Raw genomic sequence first — 19,443 nt, 5'->3', positions numbered from 1 at the left:
CCCTTTGTGGGCTTTTCTTTTTTTAAAGAGTAAATAACAACGGCGCTAATAAAGCGCCGTTTTGATTGATTACCTTTTTAGCATTCCGAGTCTTTCCCCAACCTTTAACTCTTGTGGGGTATGAAGGGTTTCGTCCATTTGAAAAATGCCTTTTTCAAATAAGAGGACAACTGTCGAACCAAAACTAAAGTATGCCATTTCCCCGCCTTTTTCCAGCTCACTGCCCTTATGAGTGGTTTCAATTGAATTTACAAACATTGCTCCGACCTTCACGATGGCTACATGACCACTGCTTGTTTTCACTTCGGTTATCACTCGATAGTTCTTAGATAAGGCTTGGCGCCCGTATTTTAATCCCCATTTATTAACTGGGTATGATTTCGAGCCCAGTTGCCATTGTTTGGTGACAGTCCCATTGACAGGACTATGGATCCGATGGTAATGGCTTGGACTCAAATATAAAATCATATATGTACCATTCAGATACTTGGCTAAGGTATCAGGAGCATTAAGCATCTCAGCAATGGAATAGGTTTTCCCTTTGACAACGATGTCACTTGTTGCTTTTATGTCCCCTACATCTTCCAAAACGGCATCGACCGGGCTGACGACTGAATTAGCCTCCTGGTCAATTGCCCTGGCCTCTTTTTTTAACGTTCTTACAAATAAATCATGCAAAGTTGGATAATCAGATAGTCCTTTTTCCATTTCCTCTAGATTTAATTGATAAATCCTTGCGAAAGATGGGACAACAAAACGACTAACCGGCGAACGGGCAAACCTTTTTAAAATCCCTGATGACCACCTTCCATTGGTCAATTCTATTAATAACCGATACAAACCTTGCAGCATGATAATACCCCCAAATAGTGTAAAAATACTCTTTACGGAATGACATAAAAGCCGTAGAATTATATATTATAGAATAATCTAGATTAAAAATATATTCCCTTCTGTTTTTTTAAAAAAGGAGTGGTGTGGAGAATGTTTTTATTGGATGTATTGGATCTCACGATAAAAAAATTAAAATCCCAAACAGCAAATGTTATTACCATAACAAACCTTTCACTCGGCGGATTTGCGATCGTGCTTGGTTTACATGGAAATTTGCGTTTAAGCTTATTGCTCATTTTTATTGCCGCCCTAGCTGATCGGTTTGACGGCATGATCGCCAGAAAGTTTAATATCGAATCAGAGTTAGGCAAACAATTGGATTCCATGAGTGATATTATATCATTTGGAGTCGCACCCGCACTATTACTATATCAAGGTATTTTATCTGAATTTGGCGGACCTGGTTCATTTTTCACCGTATTTTACATCGCGTGTGGTGCCTTTCGATTAGCACGCTTTAATATTACAGAAAGTAACGGTTATTTTACTGGATTACCAATTACAGCAGCAGGTTGCCTGGCCACCTTAAGTTTTCTGGCAATCCCCTACCTCCCTTCACAAACATTCTTGTTTATTATGATTATTTTATCATTTCTAATGGTAAGTTCCTTTAAACTAAAAAAAGTATAATCGCCTTATTAACATCAAACAAATATGACCTTTTTAGCCGTATGCTAGAGGGGTCATTTTTTATTTATTGTAAATAAAATTATGAGGACAGACACAATTTTTTGTTTTTTTCATAGGAATTAATAAACGGGCTAAAGTCCAAAAAAGCACGGGGGTGGATGTAGATGACTGGAATCTTAACAGCTCTCGGATATTTAATGAAGGAATTTTTATTTCTTGTATCTTATGTGAAAAATAATGCCTTTCCCCAGCCCCTCTCTGCGGCGGAAGAAAGAAAGTACTTACGATTAATGGCAGAAGGGGATGCGCACGCACGTAATATGTTAATTGAACACAATTTACGCCTTGTCGCCCATATTGTGAAAAAATTCGAAAATACCGGCGAGGATTCAGAAGATTTGATTTCCATTGGAACGATAGGTTTAATAAAGGCAATCGAGAGCTATTCAGAAGGGAAAGGAACAAAACTTGCAACTTATGCCGCAAGATGTATCGAAAATGAGATTTTAATGCATCTAAGAGCGCTCAAAAAAACAAAAAAGGATGTTTCTCTGCATGACCCGATTGGTCAGGATAAAGAAGGCAATGAAATATCATTAATTGACGTGCTGAAATCCGAATCTGAAGATGTTGTGGATACCATTCAACTTAACATGGAGTTAGAAAAAATCAAAAAGTATATCGAAGTACTGGATGACAGGGAAAAGGAAGTAATTATCGGCCGCTTCGGCCTGGATTTACAAAAAGAAAAAACGCAGCGTGAGATTGCTAAAGAATTAGGAATATCAAGGAGCTATGTATCGAGAATTGAAAAACGTGCGCTAATGAAAATGTTCCATGAATTTTACCGTGCGGAGAAAGAACGGAAGAAGAGATAACCCAATTTTGAGAGCGACAATAAAATAAGATCATACCAAAAGAGCAGGATTTCTCCTCCTGCCCTTTTGATTTGGATCTATCTATTTTTACCGTCCTTCAACAAATTGTTCCACATTTTACCGCCATCAGTTGATTCATATAAATCATTTTTGTAGGTTGTAAAAGCGATCTGATTAGTATTTTTCGGATTGACTGCCAAATAAGTAATCGGATTATCATAATCAAGAAACGGAATGGTCAGATTAGACTGTACACCAGTTGCTGGGGAAATCGTTTTTAATAAAATTTTCTCATCTTCCACACTGGAAAAAAGAATTGAATCCCCACTGAAGGTTAATGCTGTTACCATGACCTGCCCTGTGATTGGTTTCATGGTGTTCCCGTTATCGGTTGAAAAAAAGATCCCAGATCTTGTTGACATTGCCATCGTAGTTCCATTAGTCGGATGAACCGCCATCATGCCCATAGAATCGGCAGAAAAATTTTTAAAAGCACTTTTCTTCCATGTTTTCCCGTTATCGGTTGAATAGTTTACACCCAGATTAATAGGACCATTTTGCTCTTCACCAATTACATACAGACCATTTCCTGCGTAACTGGCCGCGGTAAAATGAAAGTTGGCTTTGTCATAAAAAGCCAGCTTCTGAATGGTTTTTCCCTTATTTACGCTTTTTATTAGACCAAGCGGATCCTTCAAGCCCGAACCTTTTTGCGGATGCCCGCTGGCGATAAATCCGGTTTCGACTGCCTGAAACCCAATGTAGTCATGTTGATTTGCTGTTGTTTTGTACCACTTTTTATCTTTATAAAGTTTTAAACCATCATTTCCGGCAATATACAAGGCATTGTCGTTTCCAGGATAGCCAATCCCCCGGATATTTTTTAGCTTTATGGCCCCTGCATCCACAATGTGAAAAGGCACTTTACTTTTCGAACTCGTTTCTTTTTTCTCCTGACTCTGATTTGAGCAGCCTGATGTAACCAGCAGAACTCCTATAAGAACAGCAAGAAAAGTTTTAATATTAAGCTTCATTTAATCCTCCTACTAAGAATGCATATTAAACTATTAGATATTTATTTGGTTAGGAACCGCTAATTCCCCTTATCCATCCACTTATACCCCACTCCCCATACGGTTGTCAAATAATCGTCCACAGGAAAACCCGCTTTCCTTAATTTATCACGCAAATTACGAACATGGGAATCGACCGTCCTATCCTCAGTTAGAGCAGCATAACCCCAAATCGTCGTTAAGAGATGCACACGCGTAAATACTTTATTTTTGTTTTTTAATAAAAGAGCCAGCAAGGAAAATTCCTTTGGCGTGACAGAAATAGGATGCTGTTTATAGGATACTTGGAAGGAATCCTCGTTTAAGCTTAGTTCATTGAAAAAAACCAAACCACCAGGCCCCTGTTTCCTTCTTAAAACCGCTTCAATTCGAGCAATCAATTCATCTTCATCAAATGGCTTAGAAATATAATCATCTGCCCCCATGTTTAACCCTTTAATAATATCTAATTTCTCGCTGCGAGCTGTTAACATGATAATAGGGATATCCGATTCTTTTCTAATTGCTGCACAGGCTTCCCATCCGTTCATTTCTGGCATCATGACATCTAATAAAAGGAGATCTGCTTTATCTTCGAGCAAGTACTGAATGGCCTCGGCTGCCGAGGTTCTTTTTATACATTGATATCCCTTTGGTGTTAAATAGAGGGATAGTAAGTCTAGCATTCTAGATTCATCATCGACGAGCAATATCTTGGTCACTTGGCTTCACTCCAACCTTGTAAATGTTGATAAAATTATACTATAAAAATGAAAGTGAATTTCTAATTTTGTTTGTATTTATTAGGACATACTTGTTGGCCATACCGGTAATAGCAGGCCTCATACCTTGAATCAGCTATTTTTATATAAGTGCAAAGTAAGAGAATTTTTTGATAAATAGATTATAATGTAGAAGTACATATTTGAGGAGGTACAACCATGACAGTCAATACATATTCAGAAGTATGGAATCTTGATGTTTTTTTCCCCGGAGGAAGTGATTCCGAAGAATTAGAAAGGTTCTTAGATCAAACAGAGGAAAGTATTAAAGGGTTGCAAGAAAAGGTAAATAATTGGATTCCTGTTAATTCAGTGGAGGATACCGAATACCTGCAGGAGCTCTTAAGTAATTTAGAAGAGGCTGCAAAGAAGTTAACTCAAGCAGGAGCGTTTATTGGCTGCTTATTAGCACAAAACACCAAAGATAAAAAGGCGTATTCTCTTGATGCTAAAATAACGAGTTTGGGGGCTGTATTTCAAACAGCATTAGGTTCGCTCGACCATCACTTAACGACGATTGATGATTCCGTCTGGGCGCAGCTGGTTGCCAAGGAGCCGTTAAAAGAATTTAGCTTCGTATTAACTGAGAGCCGAGAAAAGGCTAAAGAGAAGCTTTCAAAAGAAGAGGAAGCAATAATCAGTACGCTAGCGGTGGACGGCTACCATAGCTGGGGCCAACTATACGATTTAATTGTTAGTAAAATTAAAGTCCCATTTAGTGAAAACGGTGTGGAACAACAACTTTCTGTTGGCCAAGCCTTTAATAAATTCTCAAACCCCGACCGCGAAGTTCGGGCTGCGGTTTTTAAGAATTGGGAGCAAGCCTGGGGAAATCAAGCCGACATTCTTGCCAAAACGCTTAATCATCTTGCCGGATTTCGGTTAAGTGTTTATGAAAAGCGAGGCTGGGAAGATGTTTTAAAAGAGCCGCTCAGCATTAACCGGATGGAAAAAGTCACATTGGAAACCATGTGGGCAGTGATTTCGGAACATAAACAAAAGCTCGTTGATTATTTAGAGCGAAAGGCTAAATTATTAGGACTTAAGAAGTTATCCTGGTTTGATTTAGATGCTCCATATGGAAAAACAGAAACGAAGGTGCCTTATCAAGAAGGTGCGAAATTCATTGAAGAGAACTTTGCCCTGTTTGGAGAAAAGCTTGCAGCTTTTACAAAAAATGCTTTTCTCGAACGCTGGATTGAAGCGGAAGATCGTCCAGGGAAAGCACCTGGAGGTTTTTGTACTGATTTTCCTGTGAAAGAACAATCACGGATTTTTATGACCTATTCCGGTACGCCATCAAATGTTTCTACACTAGCACATGAACTCGGACATGCGTTCCATTCCTTTGCGATGAGGGATGTTCCCTTTCTTAATTGCAACTATGCCATGAATGTGGCAGAAACCGCCTCAACCTTTGCCGAAATGATTGTTGCGGATGCAGCTGTAAAAAACGCCAAGGATGAAGAAGAGAAGCTTGTCCTATTAGATGATAAAATCCAGCGGACTGTTGCCCTGCTTATGAATATACATGCACGCTTCTTGTTTGAGGTTAATTTTTATAAAGAGAGAAAGCTTGGAATCGTGGCTGCAGATAGAATCAGTGAGTTGATGCTGGCCGCACAAAAGGAAGCTTTTGGCGATTCATTAGAAGAATATCATCCATTATTTTGGGCTTCGAAGCTTCACTTTTTTATTACGGATGTACCGTTTTATAACTTTCCTTATACATTTGGCTACCTTTTCTCATTGGGTATTTACGCTCAGGCACTTGAGGAAGGGAAAGGATATGAAGACAAATACATTGCTTTGTTAAAAGACACTGCCTCCATGAAGGTAGAAGATTTAGCACGAAAACATTTACAAGTGGATTTAACCCAAAAGGATTTTTGGGGAAAAGCAGTAGGCACATGTCTGGCAGATATCGATGAGTTTTTGGAACTAACAAAGGCGTAAACGCACGTTTTGCGGCGTATGACCTGGAGCACTTTGACTGAGATAAAGGAAACACGAAGAGCGATAGAGATTCGATGTTGACTTATCGTAGAGAAAGGGCGAAGGGCACTAGCCGCTTGGCGCTGGAGCTGGACGTGTCTAATTAATCAAAAAAAGAGCATTGGCTTATAGTTCAAGTTGCCAATGCTCTTTTTTTCTTTTTTATTCTATACTAATCTCTGCTGAAATTACGCATCCAATCGCCCCGGTAATAACGAGAGCCATAACAACCATAAACATCTTCTCCACCCCTTAGAGATCTGTTAGATTCTAATTTGAATTTATCATAGTTTCACAGTCCCAATCTAAAGGAATATTGAACATTTTGTTAACACTGATAGCGCTGTTTTTGAATGGCAGCTAATTATCTCGTTACTGATTCGTGTTTTTGGTTGTTTTCAACAGTTTAAAAAGTAAAGATAAAAATAAAGTGTGGAGCGGCATCCTGTTCTACCTCCTATTTTCCCTTTGACTAGGTGGTATCTTTCATACCCCATAAGCTAGCTCTCCGACCTTGCATTAGTAAAAACTTCATATATAAAACCACCTTTCTTCGCGTTATTTTTTAGCTTTCAACTGCATCATCGATACATAGAAATTTGTCGGTCTTTATTCTGCTCATAAAGCTTTTCAACCATTTCTTGATGGGCAGCTTCTTGTGTGCTGATTTTTCGTTTATGGATGGTAATCGTTAAAAATAAGATGTTTAGTGTCATTTTTTTCACATCCTTTTTCAAGCAAATTTACATAAACCGATACATAGAAATTTGCCGATCTTTGTTTTTTTCATACAGTTTTTCAATCATTTCCTGCTCAGCTGCCTCTTCCAGACTATAATTTCTTTTTTTGATCGTAATCGAGAAAAATAGAATATTCAGGGTCATGTACAACACCTCCTTTCATTAGTTTTCTAATAACAGCCAAACCTAAAGATTCGATGGCTCTAAGGCCACAATCTTACCTTATGCAAAACATATCCATAAAGCTCGTAAAAAGGGCGCAAAAAGGCCGCAGGAAGATATCCCCCTGCGGCCAAGTGAAATTTAGGCACAAAAATACCGCAAGGCGTCATTCTCCATGCGGCATGGATATGTATTGTCAGATTACGCAAATAATGCGCTAAGCAATCCATTCCAATCTGGTCGAATGAGTGATATTTAAATATGCTGTTTTAACTTCAACGCCAGTTGACGCGGGTGTATTTGCAGTAGTATATAACATCATGTTCTTCGACCTCCTTTGGAATATTTTAACTTTCTATGGTAATTATATCCACGCTAACTAACTTTGTAAACCTTTTTAGCAAACTTTTTTATAAATAAGTAAAATGCCCTTTTTTGAAACGCAAACAGGCGCCCCGATAAAAATCGGAAGCGCCTGCAGTTTAATTATATAAATCTTCGTTCTCATCTATTTCTAACAGCTTTAGTTGACATTGCTTCGACTGGATAAAAAACAAAATGGATATTGCTATAAATGATGTAGAAGAAAGGACCATCAAATTTAACGTAAATTCGGTTTTCGTAACAACGGGAATGATAACTCCTAAATAAAAAAAGATTCCAACAGCCAATAAGACAGTTCCGAAACGTTTAAAATCGACCATTTTCTCATGCAACACCTTTGTTTGCTGCTTCACTACCTATCACCTGTCTTTCTTAAAATCTACTAACCTACTTTACCACAGAAATTCTAGCTAAACAGTATGTAAATATTAGAAAAGGTGACAGGCACCATGTGAAAATTTCACATGGTGCCTGTCACCTTTTGTTGTGTTTAGACTATTTTAATGCTTGAGATAGGTCTTCGATTAGGTCTTCGACGTCTTCGATGCCAACGGAGATTCGTACTAGGCCTTCGGTGATGCCAAGTTCGGCTCTTCGTTCAGCAGGGATTGAGGCATGAGTCATACGTGCTGGGACGGAAATGAGGCTCTCGACTGCTCCTAGGCTTTCTGCCAGTGTAAAGTACTTGATCCTGCTTAGGATTTGGTCTGCCTTTTCTCCGCTGCCCACATCAAAGGAAACCATGCCGCCAAATCCTCTTGCCTGTCTTTTGGCAATCTCATGATTGGGATGTGTTTCAAGGCCAGGGTAGAAGACTTTGTTGACCTTCGGATCGTTTTGTAAAAACTCGACAATCGCCCTTGTATTGTCCTCCGTTTCCTCCATGCGAATTCCTAATGTTTTAATTCCCCGAATCAATAACCATGAATCCTGCGGTCCTAACACCCCGCCAGTAGAGTTCTGAACGAAATGGAGGTCTTCTGCAAGCTTTTCGCTGTTTACTACCGCTAAGCCAGCTACCACATCACTGTGACCGCCAATATACTTTGTCGCACTATGAAGGACGATATCTGCCCCAAGCTCAAGCGGATTTTGCCAATACGGAGTTGAGAACGTATTATCTACGATGGTGAGCAAACCATTCTCTTTTGCAAGCTTTGACGCTGCCTGGATATCGGTAATCTTTAATAGCGGATTCGTCGGTGTTTCAATATATATCGCTTTTGTATTTGGCCGGATTTCACGCTGAATATTGTCTAAATTACTTGTATCAACAAAGGTTGAATCAATTCCAACCCGTTTTAACACCTTTGTCAGCACACGGAACGTCCCACCATAGACATCGTCTGTGATGACAACATGATCTCCACTATTAAACAGCATGAAGACAGCTGTAATCGCCGCCATACCGGAGCCAAAAGCAAAACCTGCTGTACCGCCTTCAATTTCCTTTATCAGCTCTTCTAATGCGTGTCTGGTTGGATTACCTGTCCGGGAATATTCAAAACCCTTATGACCTCCAACCCCTTCTTGTTTATACGTACTTACTTGGTAGATAGGGAAAGAGACAGCGCCAGTAGCAGGGTCTTCACTGATTCCGCCATGAATTAATCTTGTTTTCGGTTTCAAGCTATATTCCTCCCTCAAAAATCTTCTTACTTAAATATCGTTCACTGCCGTCAGGAAAAATAACCACAATATTGGTCCCTGCCTTTGCTGCCCTCGCCTCCTCTAAAGCAGCATAAAAGGCAGCACCTGAAGAACTTCCACAAAGCAGTCCCTCCTTCATAGCCAATTCCTTCACCAGACGAAAGGAATCATCATCCGAAACGGTATAAATTGCATTAAAATAGTCGGGATCCATATAGCCTGGTAAAAACTCCATCCCAATCCCCTCTGTCTTGTGCGGTCCCGATTCACCGCCGTTCAATATGGATCCTTCTGGTTCCACGATAACAGTCTTAACGGCTTGGTTCTGATCTTTTAAATACCGGGCAGTCCCCATAAAGGTTCCACCCGTACCTGCACCAGCCACAAAAACATTAACATGCCCATCCAGTTGCTCCCAAATTTCAGGTCCAAGTGTTTTATAATAAGTTTCAGGGTTAGCCGGATTCCCAAATTGCTGCGGGCAATAGGAGCCCGGAATTTCTTTTAAAAGCTGCTCAGCTTTAGCGATCGCACCCTTCATCCCTTGTTCTGTTGGGGTATGAACGACCTTAGCTCCGAGAGCTTTCATTAATTCCTGTTTTTCAATACTAAATTTCTCGGGTACACACAGAATGACCTGTACTCCTTTATTAATCGCGGCTAAAGCCAAACCAATTCCGGTATTTCCAGCAGTGGGTTCAATGACAGTACCGCCCCTTTTTAGCTTTCCACTCGAAAATGCCTCTTGTAAAAGCTCGATCCCAAGGCGGTCCTTGACGCTTCCTCCCGGGTTCATGAATTCCAGCTTTGCAAAAATACGAACGCCTTCAGGCAAAGAAAATTGTGTAATTTCAACCATAGGTGTATGCCCAATTAATTCATGGACGTTTTTGTAAAACTGCATTGCCCCACCCCTACGTACTATTTTAACGCAGCGACCATTTCCATAACCAAAGTAGCAGAATTAGTGGCTGCTTTGTCGATAAACTGATCAAATGAGATCTCTGACTCTTTTCCGGCAATGTCGGAAAGCGAACGAATAATCACAAACGGAACGCCAAAGCGGTGGGCCACTTGCGCAATCGCTGCAGCCTCCATTTCTACCGCCTGAAGATCCTTAAATTTCGACCTGACGAACTCAACTCGGGCCGGGTCTTCCATAAATGAGTCACCTGTTACGATAAGACCCTTACCAATTTGAAAATTATCAATTTTATTTGCCGCCGATTCAGCCACAGAAATTAATTTGTCATCTGCCAAAAAAGCCGCAGGAAGCTGAGGTACCTGGCCATACTCATATCCAAAGGCAGTTACGTCAACATCATGATGACGGACTTCAGTCGATATAACAGCATCGCCAACGTTTAAGGCAGGATTAAAGCCTCCAGCTGAACCGGTATTGATGATGCAATCAGGCTTATATTTTTCAAGCAGGATGGTTGTCGACATCGCCGCATTTACCTTCCCAATACCTGAACGCAGTAATATTACCTCTGAATCATGCATGTTACCAAATGTAAATTCGCAGCCGGCAATTGTTTCTTGTGTTTGATCCTTAATATTTTCCCGTAGTAAGGTTACTTCTTCTTCCATTGCTCCAATTATTGCGATCTTCATACGTTTACCTCTTTCTTCTTTCCAGCCTGCCTTAACCCGGACAAATAAATATATCACTCCATCAAAAATGGGGTTGCATTATTGTATTCAGTTATGTATTGCCGGGTTAGTGAAAGCAATTAGTTTTTTCAAATACGAATGTACGATAATAATCTTCCTCGGATTTGTACATTGTATCCGCAAACCCTATTCTATCACCATTTAAAAACAAGCTGCTAGATTAATGATAAAGCAATTGTATACAAGCAAAAAAATAACTAAAATGAACATATAGAAAGGGGGATCAACTTGATGAATTTTCAACTCGACTTTATTGAGGATAAGGTAGAATTTTTCGAAGCAAATAATTTAAAGACATTGCAAAAAAAGATTGAGTCACAGATTGATGAGAACCGTGCTATCATGTTATCAGTCCATTCCGTATCCCATCAAATGCATGTCAATGAAAATGGTCAGACTTATTTTACAGCCGTTGTGCATTTTAAAAAGAAATAGGATGGTGCTAGTAGATGCACCATCCTATTATGATTATTGTGGTTCAACCTTTGTAGGGACATAGCCTTGGCCATCCACCCATTTAATATAGACCTTATATTTCTGTGACTTATCTTTTGAAGCAACGGTCCCAACGGCTGCATTGCTAGTAGACTTATCACTGCCAAGCCAATAGACTGTCATATTGCTTTGGTCAAGACCGGTTGCTTTGGAAATGGCATTTAACATCGCCTGCCAATCTTCACCCTCAAATGTCATTTTATGTTGTGTCGTAGAAGAACTGCCATCATCAGTAACAACGGCCTGTGTATCAGCCGGCTGTTCAGGTGTGGTTGTTTCTTGACTATCTTGTTCGTCTGCTGTTTGATCCTCTGAAGAAGCACTGTCATCACTTGATACAGTGTCATCCGTTGTCTTCTCATCGGTTGCTTTTTCTTTATCAGTTGTTTTTTCTTTATCTGCAGTTGATGTTTGTTCCGTTTTTGTACTTTCCTTCTTTGACGACGAAGCATTATCATTTCCTGATGAAAATATATTATAAGCAACAAAAATAATTAATAGTAGGACAACCACAATCAAAGTATTCAATACCACATTTGTTTTTTTTCGTTTCGCTCGATAACCCGAACGTGAATTGGAATTATTGCTCAAGATTTTTCCCTCCTAAAAATAAGGCTCTTCATATTCTAACATGATTTAAAGAGAACTTGAAGGGAAAACCTACTTACTTCTTTAGTCATGATCATTTTCATAGAGCATCTTAACCATGTCGGCAAATAGCAAGTTCACCCCGCCCTCTGTGTCCAACACATCTAAATTTACCGCCACAAGGGCATATTTTGGATTTTTATAAGGAAAGTACCCCGCAAACCATTTATTATGAAGCTGCTTACCGTTTATATATTTTCCTGTTTCAGCTGTACCTGACTTTCCAGCAATTTCATAGGGTAAATCCTTTAACCTTCTACCTGTGCCATTAGGATTGAGTACGACTTCGCGAAGCAGCTTTTGGAGCCGCATAGTAGTGTAAGGAGAAATGCTATCTCCCTGAAGGCTTTGAACGGGAAAATCGACCATCGTTGTCCCGTTCCTATACTCAATTTTTGATACTGCCCTGACCATCTCTTTTTTTCCTCCTCTAGCAATGGTTGCCATCATGTTAGCAACCGCTAAAGGGGTAGCACGGACTTCATTTTGTCCGATCCCGGACATGGCTGCCATATTAGCATCCTTTCTTGCCTCATCGGATACAAATACCCTGCCATTTTCTTCGTCAGGAAGTTGCTTAAAATTACTGGTATGATAGACATCGCCCTGCCAGCCAACTGTGTTCGTTAATGATAATTTATCAGCATAATCCTCTAATAGATGGGGGTCCTTTTTTTGTAATTCCTTCGCCAATTCTCCAAAGGTTCGGTTACAGCTTCTTGCAAAGCTATTAGTAAAATCCAGCATTCCATAATTATATTTTATTTCCGGTTTTCCATTAATCTTTTTACTGCAATCAAATTGACGTGTGGGGTTATCAAGGTTATGGTCAATTGCTGCTGCTGCAACTACCGTTTTGAACACAGAACCCATAATCTGCTGCTTCAACATCTTATTGGTGATTCCGGCACCGCTATATGGATCCTTTTTATTAATAGCAGGACGAGAAACCATGGCTAGTACGCTATTGTCTTCAATATTCAGAAGGACAAGACCGCCCTTTTTTATTTGGTACTTGTCTACTAAATCCTCAGCCTTCTGCTGGATATTCTTATCAATAGTGGTGCGTACATTAACAGGATAAAATGGGTTGGCTGGATCTACATACTTAACATTGATGCCAAATAAAGGGCCGCCGGAGCCATCCACATGGTATACAAGCTTAGATTTTCCTTCCGGCAGCAAAAATTCATCAAAGCTCTCTTCTAGCCCAGACACACCCAATAAGGTTTTCTCAGATAATTCTTTATTGGGATAACGATTTTTCACCTCTTTTGGGTTTTCACCTGTCAAACCAATTAATTGTTCTGCAGGTACTTGAGAACGTTCAAACTTCTTTTCAATTGCAAAAACACCAGGAATATTTAATTGATTCACTCGCTCCATTTGTGATGTGGTTAACTCTAAGGGCTGTGGGTCTCCATAGGCAAAAGGCTTTTTCGCTCCTTTAACTGCCATTTTAAGGACACTTTCAGAGATCCCGGTAATTTCAGAAACCTTTTTTGCATCCCAGTCGATTTTTTTTAAAAAAGGAAACAGAACGAGGACGGAAACCTTTTTATGGGTAAGCATTTCTCCATTCCGGTCAAGAAAATTGCCTCTGCCATTATCAATCACTAACTCTTGTGTTCTTTGCTTGACACTTTCCTCAAGTAAATTGACGTTATGCTTAGAAAATGTCTCTGTTTCAACTAATTGTATTTCCATGAGCCGGACTAACAGCAGTGCCAGTCCTGTGATACAGATAAAAAGCCATCCAAGTGCCCGTCTTTTCCACATAAAAAACACCTCGTCAAAAGTTTTGACGAGGTTAGGGCTTTTCAAACAATGATTTACTTATTTAATCGAAACAATACGAACGCTCATTTCTCCACCTGGAGTTTGAACGGTAACTTGATCGCCAACTTTTTTACCTAAAAGGCTCTTGGCAATAGGTGAATCGTTTGAGATTTTTCCTTCAAACGGATCGGCCTCTGCACTACCCACAATGGAATAAGTTTCTTCTTCGCCATTTGGAAGTTCAATAAAGGTAACAGAACTGCCTAGAGAAACTGAATCTCCTGCCATTTCACTCTCAGCAATAATCTTGGCATTACGAATCATATTTTCTAACGTGGTAATCCGGCCCTCTACAAAGGCTTGCTCTTCTTTTGCAGAATCATACTCGGAGTTTTCAGATAAATCACCAAAACTTCTGGCAATTTTAATTCTCTCCACCACTTCTTTACGCTTAACTGATTTTAAGTATTCAAGCTCTTGTACTAGTTTTTCTTTACCTGCTTGTGTCATTGGAAATACTTTTTCTGTAGCCAAAACCCTCACTCCTTCTAGTCTTCACAATCCCCCATTAGAATTGTGTATGTAATTTTATGTAGGTATTGTACCATACGGTAAATACATAGTAGCGCGTCCTTTCAAAAAAGGGCGCGCACTATACTATTTATTTTCGTCTATTCTGTTGCTATTGTGTCATAAAAATGACTTTTGTTCAAGAATTGTTTGAATTTTAGTGACCATTAAATCAATTGCCACATGATTTTGTCCGCCCTCAGGGATAATGATATCTGCATAGCGTTTAGTTGGTTCAATAAATTGGTTATGCATTGGCCGGACAACGTTTAAATATTGGTCAATGACAGAATCAAACGTCCGTCCGCGTTCTCGAATATCCCGCTCTAGCCGACGGATAATCCTTAAATCGGCATCTGTATCAACGTACAATTTTATATCCATTAAATTGCGAAGACGCTCATCTTCAAGGACTAAAATCCCTTCTAAGATTATAACCTCTTTCGGCTCAACAGGTATGACCTTATCCGAACGTGTATGAATGGAATAATCGTAAACAGGTTTATCTATTGCTTCATAACGTAAAAGCTTTTCAATATGTTTGATCAGCAGGTCATTATCAAAGGCAAGCGGATGATCATAATTTGTTTTTAATCGTTCCTCAAATGGAACATTTTGCTGATCCTTATAATAATAATCCTGTTCAAGGACTAAGATAGAGAGATCTTTCAAACTTTCATAGATCGCATTTGTTACACTGGTTTTTCCGGAGCCGGAACCGCCCGTTACACCAATAACAACCGGTTTGCGCATTATGCGTTCTCCTTTCGCATCATGTTGTTAGGGTATACCGGTTTGTCCAATTTAAATTGTACAATCTGAAGTGGATGTCTAGCTGCGTCCAATTCATTCCCTTTTTCATCCCAAATTTTATCAACTACATGGGTAAAGTTTTCAATTTCAGGTCCAAAGAATTCCACTTCGTCCCCTGGTTTAAAATGATTCCGCTGCTGAAGGGTTACAATTTGTGTTTCCTCGTTATAGTCCAACACAAGTCCAACAAATTCAAACTTTGTCTTCTTGCTATGATTACCAAACATTTGCTCTTTATACCCAGGTATTCCTTCAAAAAAGGCTGGAGCGGTTTCGCGGTTTGCACATTTGTCAAGCTCCGCTAGCCATTCTTTTTTAATCACAAAACCCTCAGGGTCGGCACAATAGGCATCAATGACTTTACGATAAACACTGACAACCGTCGCAATATAATGAATCGATTTCATGCGACCCTCAATTTTTAAGCTATCGATTCCAAGCTCAATCATATTCGGGATAGCCTTAATTAGGTTAAGGTCTTTTGGACTCATCGCAAAAGCTGCGTCCGCTTCGCCAAACAAGGCAGTCTCCTGATCTCCGCCCTCGAGCTTATACAAATCATAATCCCAGCGGCATGATTGACAGCAGCCTCCTCGGTTAGAGTCCCTTGCTGTCATGTGATTACTTAATGTACAACGGCCGGAATAAGCAATACACATTGCCCCATGGATAAAGGTCTCAATTTCAACATCAACCTTTTCCTTCATCTCTCTAATTTCCTCTGCTCCAACCTCACGAGCTAACACGACTCGCTCTGCTCCAGCTTCTTTCCAAAACTGAGCTGCCTTCCAGTTAGAGAGTGATTGCTGGGTACTAATATGAATCTCAACTTCAGGAGCGAGCCGGCGGCATGTTTCAATGATCAGCGGGTCGGCAACGATAATTCCGGCAATTCCAGTTTCCTTTAAGCCAAGAATGTATTCTTCTAAGCCTTCTATATTTTCATTGTGAGCAAATATGTTGGTTGTCACATAAATTTTCGCACCGTATTTCTTGGCAAACTCCACCCCTTCTTTCATTTCTTCGAAGGTAAAGTTATCAGCATTCGAACGAAGTCCATATTCCTGGCCGCCAATAAAGACAGCGTCGGCACCATAATGAACGGCAATTTTTAATTTTTCAAGATTGCCTGCTGGAGCAAGGAGTTCCGGCTTCTTTACAATGACACGTTTTCCATCAATGATTTCAGAAATTTTGTCTGTAACGGTATTCACGATTGAACCCCTCCCTAAAATTTTTCTATGCTTGCGTCAGCGATGTTCAGTCGCATCCGCTTATCTATTAGTACACTGTTTCTTTGAAATAGAAGCCCGTATCTAAGGAACGGTTTGCCGGCTGAATTTCTTCAATCGCCTCTAACAGGTCGTCCTTTCTGTCATCATAAGCATCCGGGTCGTCAACGCATAAATCGATTGCCTCACGGTAGGCTTTTGTAACAGCGAGAATATATTCTTGGCTTTTTAAGATCCCATCAATTTTAAAGGAATCGACACCAGCCTCAATCATTTCTTGAAGTTCATCAATGATACAAATATCATTTGGGCTCATAATATGTGTTCCATTTTCATCTTCAAAGATGGGGTATTTATTACCGCGCTCTTTATCATGTAAGAACATATTTTCTTCCATTTTACGATTCTCAACTTCCATTACTTTGCCCTGATATTCATAGTAGTTTCCAAGCAAGGAACGTTTGGATTGGAACATGCAGCTCATGCCGTGAACTTGCACTTCGATTTCCACTTCTGCCTTTTCTTTTATTTCAACAATGGCATCCATGTTAATTTCACGAGCCAGAACAGATCGTTGTGCCCCTTTTGAACCCCAATAATTACAAGTAAACCAATTCGTCCCAGTTGTTTCTGTATTCCAATGAAGTTTCATCTCAGGAGCAACTTCTTTTGCCGTCATTAAAACGGCTGGATCACCGAAAATAATCGCATCGGCATTGGCTTCCTTAGCAAATTGAATATAGCCGCCAAGCTCAGCAATTTTTTCATTATGAAAAATAGCATTCATAGCCACATAGACCTTTTTGCCCTTACTATGCGCTATTTCAATGGCTTTGCGGACATTTTCCCGGTCGAACTCACCGGCAAGCCGAAGACCATAGCGCTGTTCACCCACTACAAATGCATCAGCACCCGCTTCGGCTAATGGCAAAATATCATCCACGGTTAATGGTGTGACAAGTAATTCCGGTTTTTTCATAACACTCACCTCTTCTTTTTACTTATGGCTATACCGTCACCAACTGGTAAAATAACAGAATCATATTCAGAGTGGTTCATTAACCACTGATTAAATTCATCTATTTTTTTTACAAGATTTCGTATTCTTTTTGATTCAATCTCCGCTTCTGCAACAAGTCCTTTAAATAAGACATTATCTGTAACAACCATCCCTTCAGCCGTCAGATACTTTGCATAGAGCTCAAAGAACTTTTTATATTGGCCTTTTGCAGCATCAATAAAGATCGCATCGAACGGGCCATGACTACGAACAACGTCTTCTACCTCAAGGGCATCTCCCTCAATTAAGATAATTTGTTCCGTCTTTCCGGACCGTTCGATAAATTCTTTTGCTATTTGAATTCTCTCGATATCCCGTTCAATCGTAACGATTGCAGCTTCAGGAAGGGCTGTTGCCATCCTTAGTGCTGAATAGCCAATCGCCGTTCCTACTTCTAGGATTCGCTTTGACCGGTGGATTCTCAACAATTGCAACATCGTTTCAATTCCGGCCAGTTCCATAATTGGTACATGGTGTTCACTTGCATAATTTTCCATTTCACTTAACAAGGCATTCCTGCCTGTTAATAAACCGTCTATATAAGCATGCAGCTTCTCATTATTTAACAAGCTGCCGTCACCCCTATCCTCATAAGAAAGCCGGCAGCGCAGACACGCAAAAATCCGGACCGTTCATAAATTCAAATGCTTTTATTATTCGCTAAAAAAGAACTCTTTAGACATGAAAAAATAGCGTTCACAGTTTCGGATCCATACAAGCTCGAAAAGCTTGAGTGCTTTTGGGGTCGAAAATACCGCCATTTCCTTTTACTGTGGGTTACGCTATAGAATACCTATCTAAAACACCTGAATTATTCTACCATAAAAAAAGGGGGAATGCTAATCTTTCCCCCAGGTTTGATTATTTTTTATTAGAAATATACTCAGCCTTTTTTTGATTATGCTCCGCTAATGTTTTCGTAAAAATCACATCACCATTAGCTGTTGCTAGGAAATAATAATAATCGGTTTGATTCGGCTCGAGTGCTGCTTCAATTGAATCCCTGCCGGAATTGGCAATCGGACCCGGTGGCAGACCGGTATTTTTATAAGTGTTATAGGGAGAATTGACTTCTAAATCCTTATAAAAAACTTTTTCTTTGTGTTTTCCTTGTGCATATAAGACTGTCGGATCAGTTTGCAGCGGCATTCCTTGTTTCAGACGATTGTAAAAAACACTAGCAATCGTTTTCCGGTCCGCCTTACCGGTTGCTTCTTCCTCAACCAGAGAGGCCATTGTTAATAACTGATGGATGGATAGCTTTTTTTCTTTACTTTCTGCCATGTAATCAGATAACACGGTTCTTGATTTATCAAGCATTGCCGTGACCATTTCATCAATGGTTGGGTTTGGCTTATAGAATGGATAGGTTGCCGGGTATAAATACCCCTCAAGCGGATACTTTACGGTAGAATGCAAGATTTCATCTGTTAAGATATCGGGATATTTAATCATAAGCGATTTGATAAATTGTTTATCATTTAGTTTATTAAACACATCAGCTTCATTTTGGTGAGTGGCTTTTGCCATAATCGCGGCAATTTCCTTCAGCTGCTTACCTTCCGGAATGGTAATCTTAAATGTAGCTTCAGCTAGGACCTTACCTGTTTTCAAGCGGCTGACAATTTCAGGTACATCCATTGAAGGACTTAGTTGGTATTTGCCCGCCATAAAGCCGCCTTCGTTCTTAAGCTTTACATAGTATTTAAAAACCTTCGCATTTTTAATAATTCCATTATTCTCTAATCTTTCACCAATTCCCGTTACAGAAGATCCGATTGGAATATCCACTGTTTTATGCGTCTTACTTTTTGCATCAACAGGTTTTAGGGCAGACTGTATGTAGAGGTAACCCCCACCGCCAATTAAAATGATAAATAATAGCAGGCATATAGAGATAATTAAAACAATCTTGCGGACAATTTTTGCTTCATGGTGTTGCTCCAGTATTTTTTGTTGAATGACATTCTTTTTATTGCCTTTTTCGTTTGTAGTCATCCTG

Annotated in this window: 21 protein-coding genes; 4 read left to right on the top strand and 17 right to left on the bottom strand. The window is 39.8% G+C overall.

Going from position 1 to position 19,443, the window contains the following annotated elements; genetic code table 11:
- Positions 1-69 precede the first annotated feature (69 nt).
- Positions 70-852 (bottom strand): phosphatidylserine decarboxylase, encoded by a 783-nt coding sequence (locus tag ACZ9EE_RS23940; RefSeq protein WP_476031141.1) that lies wholly within the window; start codon positions 850-852, stop codon positions 70-72.
- 132 nt (positions 853-984) lie between these two features.
- On the opposite strand from ACZ9EE_RS23940, the gene pssA reads away from it, so the two are divergent.
- Both pssA and sigK read left to right on the top strand, forming a co-directional pair.
- Positions 985-1,524 (top strand): CDP-diacylglycerol--serine O-phosphatidyltransferase, encoded by a 540-nt coding sequence (pssA, locus tag ACZ9EE_RS23935; protein ID WP_476031140.1) that lies wholly within the window; start codon positions 985-987, stop codon positions 1,522-1,524.
- 164 nt (positions 1,525-1,688) lie between these two features.
- Positions 1,689-2,402, top strand: a complete 714-nt coding sequence (gene sigK, locus ACZ9EE_RS23930; RefSeq protein ID WP_215043791.1) for an RNA polymerase sporulation sigma factor SigK — start codon at positions 1,689-1,691, stop codon at positions 2,400-2,402.
- A gap of 77 nt (positions 2,403-2,479) precedes the next feature.
- On the opposite strand, the gene ACZ9EE_RS23925 is transcribed toward sigK, so the two are convergent.
- Together ACZ9EE_RS23925 and ACZ9EE_RS23920 are read right to left on the bottom strand one after the other, a co-directional pair.
- Entirely contained in the window at positions 2,480-3,436 is a 957-nt protein-coding gene (locus ACZ9EE_RS23925; RefSeq protein WP_476031139.1) for a F510_1955 family glycosylhydrolase, read from the bottom strand.
- 59 nt (positions 3,437-3,495) lie between these two features.
- Entirely contained in the window at positions 3,496-4,176 is a 681-nt protein-coding gene (locus ACZ9EE_RS23920) for a response regulator transcription factor (protein ID WP_476031138.1), read from the bottom strand.
- 219 nt (positions 4,177-4,395) lie between these two features.
- Here ACZ9EE_RS23920 and ACZ9EE_RS23915 point away from each other — a divergent pair, with 219 nt between their 5' ends.
- Positions 4,396-6,192 carry a M3 family oligoendopeptidase gene (locus tag ACZ9EE_RS23915; RefSeq protein WP_476031137.1) on the top strand — a complete coding sequence of 599 codons (1,797 nt, stop codon included), beginning with the start codon at positions 4,396-4,398 and terminating at the stop codon, positions 6,190-6,192.
- 620 nt (positions 6,193-6,812) lie between these two features.
- On the opposite strand, the gene ACZ9EE_RS23910 is transcribed toward ACZ9EE_RS23915, so the two are convergent.
- From ACZ9EE_RS23910 to mtnN, 6 genes are all read right to left on the bottom strand, one after another.
- Complete coding sequence (locus ACZ9EE_RS23910) at positions 6,813-6,947, bottom strand: YrzI family small protein (RefSeq protein WP_476031136.1); 135 nt, start codon at positions 6,945-6,947, stop codon at positions 6,813-6,815.
- 27 nt (positions 6,948-6,974) lie between these two features.
- Complete coding sequence (locus tag ACZ9EE_RS23905; RefSeq protein WP_476031135.1) at positions 6,975-7,115, bottom strand: YrzI family small protein; 141 nt, start codon at positions 7,113-7,115, stop codon at positions 6,975-6,977.
- 500 nt (positions 7,116-7,615) lie between these two features.
- The gene (locus tag ACZ9EE_RS23900) at positions 7,616-7,870 is read right to left on the bottom strand and encodes a YrhC family protein (protein ID WP_476031134.1); all 255 of its coding nucleotides are present in this window, start codon (positions 7,868-7,870) and stop codon (positions 7,616-7,618) included.
- 142 nt (positions 7,871-8,012) lie between these two features.
- Complete coding sequence (locus tag ACZ9EE_RS23895) at positions 8,013-9,146, bottom strand: bifunctional cystathionine gamma-lyase/homocysteine desulfhydrase (RefSeq protein ID WP_476031133.1); 1,134 nt, start codon at positions 9,144-9,146, stop codon at positions 8,013-8,015.
- A gap of 1 nt (position 9,147) precedes the next feature.
- Positions 9,148-10,071 (bottom strand): PLP-dependent cysteine synthase family protein, encoded by a 924-nt coding sequence (locus tag ACZ9EE_RS23890; protein WP_476031132.1) that lies wholly within the window; start codon positions 10,069-10,071, stop codon positions 9,148-9,150.
- Positions 10,072-10,088: 17 nt separating this feature from the next.
- Positions 10,089-10,784, bottom strand: coding sequence for a 5'-methylthioadenosine/S-adenosylhomocysteine nucleosidase (gene mtnN, locus ACZ9EE_RS23885; RefSeq protein ID WP_476031131.1), 696 nt, complete (start codon positions 10,782-10,784; stop codon positions 10,089-10,091).
- 291 nt (positions 10,785-11,075) lie between these two features.
- Between mtnN and ACZ9EE_RS23880 the strand changes: the two genes are divergently transcribed.
- A complete protein-coding gene (locus tag ACZ9EE_RS23880) occupies positions 11,076-11,279 on the top strand; it encodes a DUF2536 family protein (RefSeq protein WP_160722212.1) in 204 nt (67 codons plus the stop codon).
- Positions 11,280-11,312: 33 nt separating this feature from the next.
- Here the strand turns inward: ACZ9EE_RS23880 and ACZ9EE_RS23875 are convergent, their stop codons facing one another.
- The 8 genes from ACZ9EE_RS23875 to mltG form a co-directional block, all read right to left on the bottom strand.
- Complete coding sequence (locus ACZ9EE_RS23875; protein WP_476031130.1) at positions 11,313-11,930, bottom strand: YrrS family protein; 618 nt, start codon at positions 11,928-11,930, stop codon at positions 11,313-11,315.
- 81 nt (positions 11,931-12,011) lie between these two features.
- A complete protein-coding gene (locus tag ACZ9EE_RS23870) occupies positions 12,012-13,766 on the bottom strand; it encodes a peptidoglycan D,D-transpeptidase FtsI family protein (protein WP_476031129.1) in 1,755 nt (584 codons plus the stop codon).
- Positions 13,767-13,823: 57 nt separating this feature from the next.
- A complete protein-coding gene (greA, locus tag ACZ9EE_RS23865; RefSeq protein WP_476031128.1) occupies positions 13,824-14,300 on the bottom strand; it encodes a transcription elongation factor GreA in 477 nt (158 codons plus the stop codon).
- A gap of 156 nt (positions 14,301-14,456) precedes the next feature.
- Complete coding sequence (udk, locus tag ACZ9EE_RS23860) at positions 14,457-15,092, bottom strand: uridine kinase (protein WP_476033067.1); 636 nt, start codon at positions 15,090-15,092, stop codon at positions 14,457-14,459.
- The gene (locus ACZ9EE_RS23855; RefSeq protein ID WP_476031127.1) at positions 15,089-16,363 is read right to left on the bottom strand and encodes a peptidase U32 family protein; all 1,275 of its coding nucleotides are present in this window, start codon (positions 16,361-16,363) and stop codon (positions 15,089-15,091) included. Before ACZ9EE_RS23855 ends, udk begins: the two co-directional genes overlap by 4 nt.
- A gap of 67 nt (positions 16,364-16,430) precedes the next feature.
- Positions 16,431-17,360, bottom strand: coding sequence for a peptidase U32 family protein (locus tag ACZ9EE_RS23850; protein ID WP_476031126.1), 930 nt, complete (start codon positions 17,358-17,360; stop codon positions 16,431-16,433).
- A gap of 5 nt (positions 17,361-17,365) precedes the next feature.
- Positions 17,366-18,010 (bottom strand): O-methyltransferase, encoded by a 645-nt coding sequence (locus tag ACZ9EE_RS23845; RefSeq protein WP_476031125.1) that lies wholly within the window; start codon positions 18,008-18,010, stop codon positions 17,366-17,368.
- A gap of 292 nt (positions 18,011-18,302) precedes the next feature.
- Positions 18,303-19,439: an endolytic transglycosylase MltG gene (gene mltG / locus ACZ9EE_RS23840; protein ID WP_476031124.1), complete on the bottom strand. Its 1,137-nt coding sequence runs from the start codon at positions 19,437-19,439 to the stop codon at positions 18,303-18,305.
- Positions 19,440-19,443 lie beyond the last annotated feature (4 nt).

Source organism: Bacillus sp. URHA0034 (genome assembly GCF_056280405.1).
Note: the sequence above shows the minus strand (reverse complement) of the source record. Positions and strands in the feature narration are given on the sequence as shown.

Bases quoted from the DNA above. Each gene is read 5' to 3' on its own strand.
- ACZ9EE_RS23940 (WP_476031141.1), bottom strand. From the start codon at position 852: ATGCTGCAAGGTTTGTATCGGTTATTAATAGAATTGACCAATGGAAGG.
- ACZ9EE_RS23890 (WP_476031132.1), bottom strand. From the start codon at position 10,071: ATGCAGTTTTACAAAAACGTCCATGAATTAATTGGGCATACACCTATG.
- ACZ9EE_RS23910 (WP_476031136.1), bottom strand. From the start codon at position 6,947: ATGACACTAAACATCTTATTTTTAACGATTACCATCCATAAACGAAAA.
- ACZ9EE_RS23925 (WP_476031139.1), bottom strand. From the start codon at position 3,436: ATGAAGCTTAATATTAAAACTTTTCTTGCTGTTCTTATAGGAGTTCTG.
- ACZ9EE_RS23880 (WP_160722212.1), top strand. From the start codon at position 11,076: ATGAATTTTCAACTCGACTTTATTGAGGATAAGGTAGAATTTTTCGAA.
- ACZ9EE_RS23850 (WP_476031126.1), bottom strand. From the start codon at position 17,360: ATGAAAAAACCGGAATTACTTGTCACACCATTAACCGTGGATGATATT.
- ACZ9EE_RS23905 (WP_476031135.1), bottom strand. From the start codon at position 7,115: ATGACCCTGAATATTCTATTTTTCTCGATTACGATCAAAAAAAGAAAT.
- ACZ9EE_RS23870 (WP_476031129.1), bottom strand. From the start codon at position 13,766: ATGTGGAAAAGACGGGCACTTGGATGGCTTTTTATCTGTATCACAGGA.
- sigK (WP_215043791.1), top strand. From the start codon at position 1,689: ATGACTGGAATCTTAACAGCTCTCGGATATTTAATGAAGGAATTTTTA.
- ACZ9EE_RS23915 (WP_476031137.1), top strand. From the start codon at position 4,396: ATGACAGTCAATACATATTCAGAAGTATGGAATCTTGATGTTTTTTTC.
- mltG (WP_476031124.1), bottom strand. From the start codon at position 19,439: ATGACTACAAACGAAAAAGGCAATAAAAAGAATGTCATTCAACAAAAA.
- pssA (WP_476031140.1), top strand. From the start codon at position 985: ATGTTTTTATTGGATGTATTGGATCTCACGATAAAAAAATTAAAATCC.
- mtnN (WP_476031131.1), bottom strand. From the start codon at position 10,784: ATGAAGATCGCAATAATTGGAGCAATGGAAGAAGAAGTAACCTTACTA.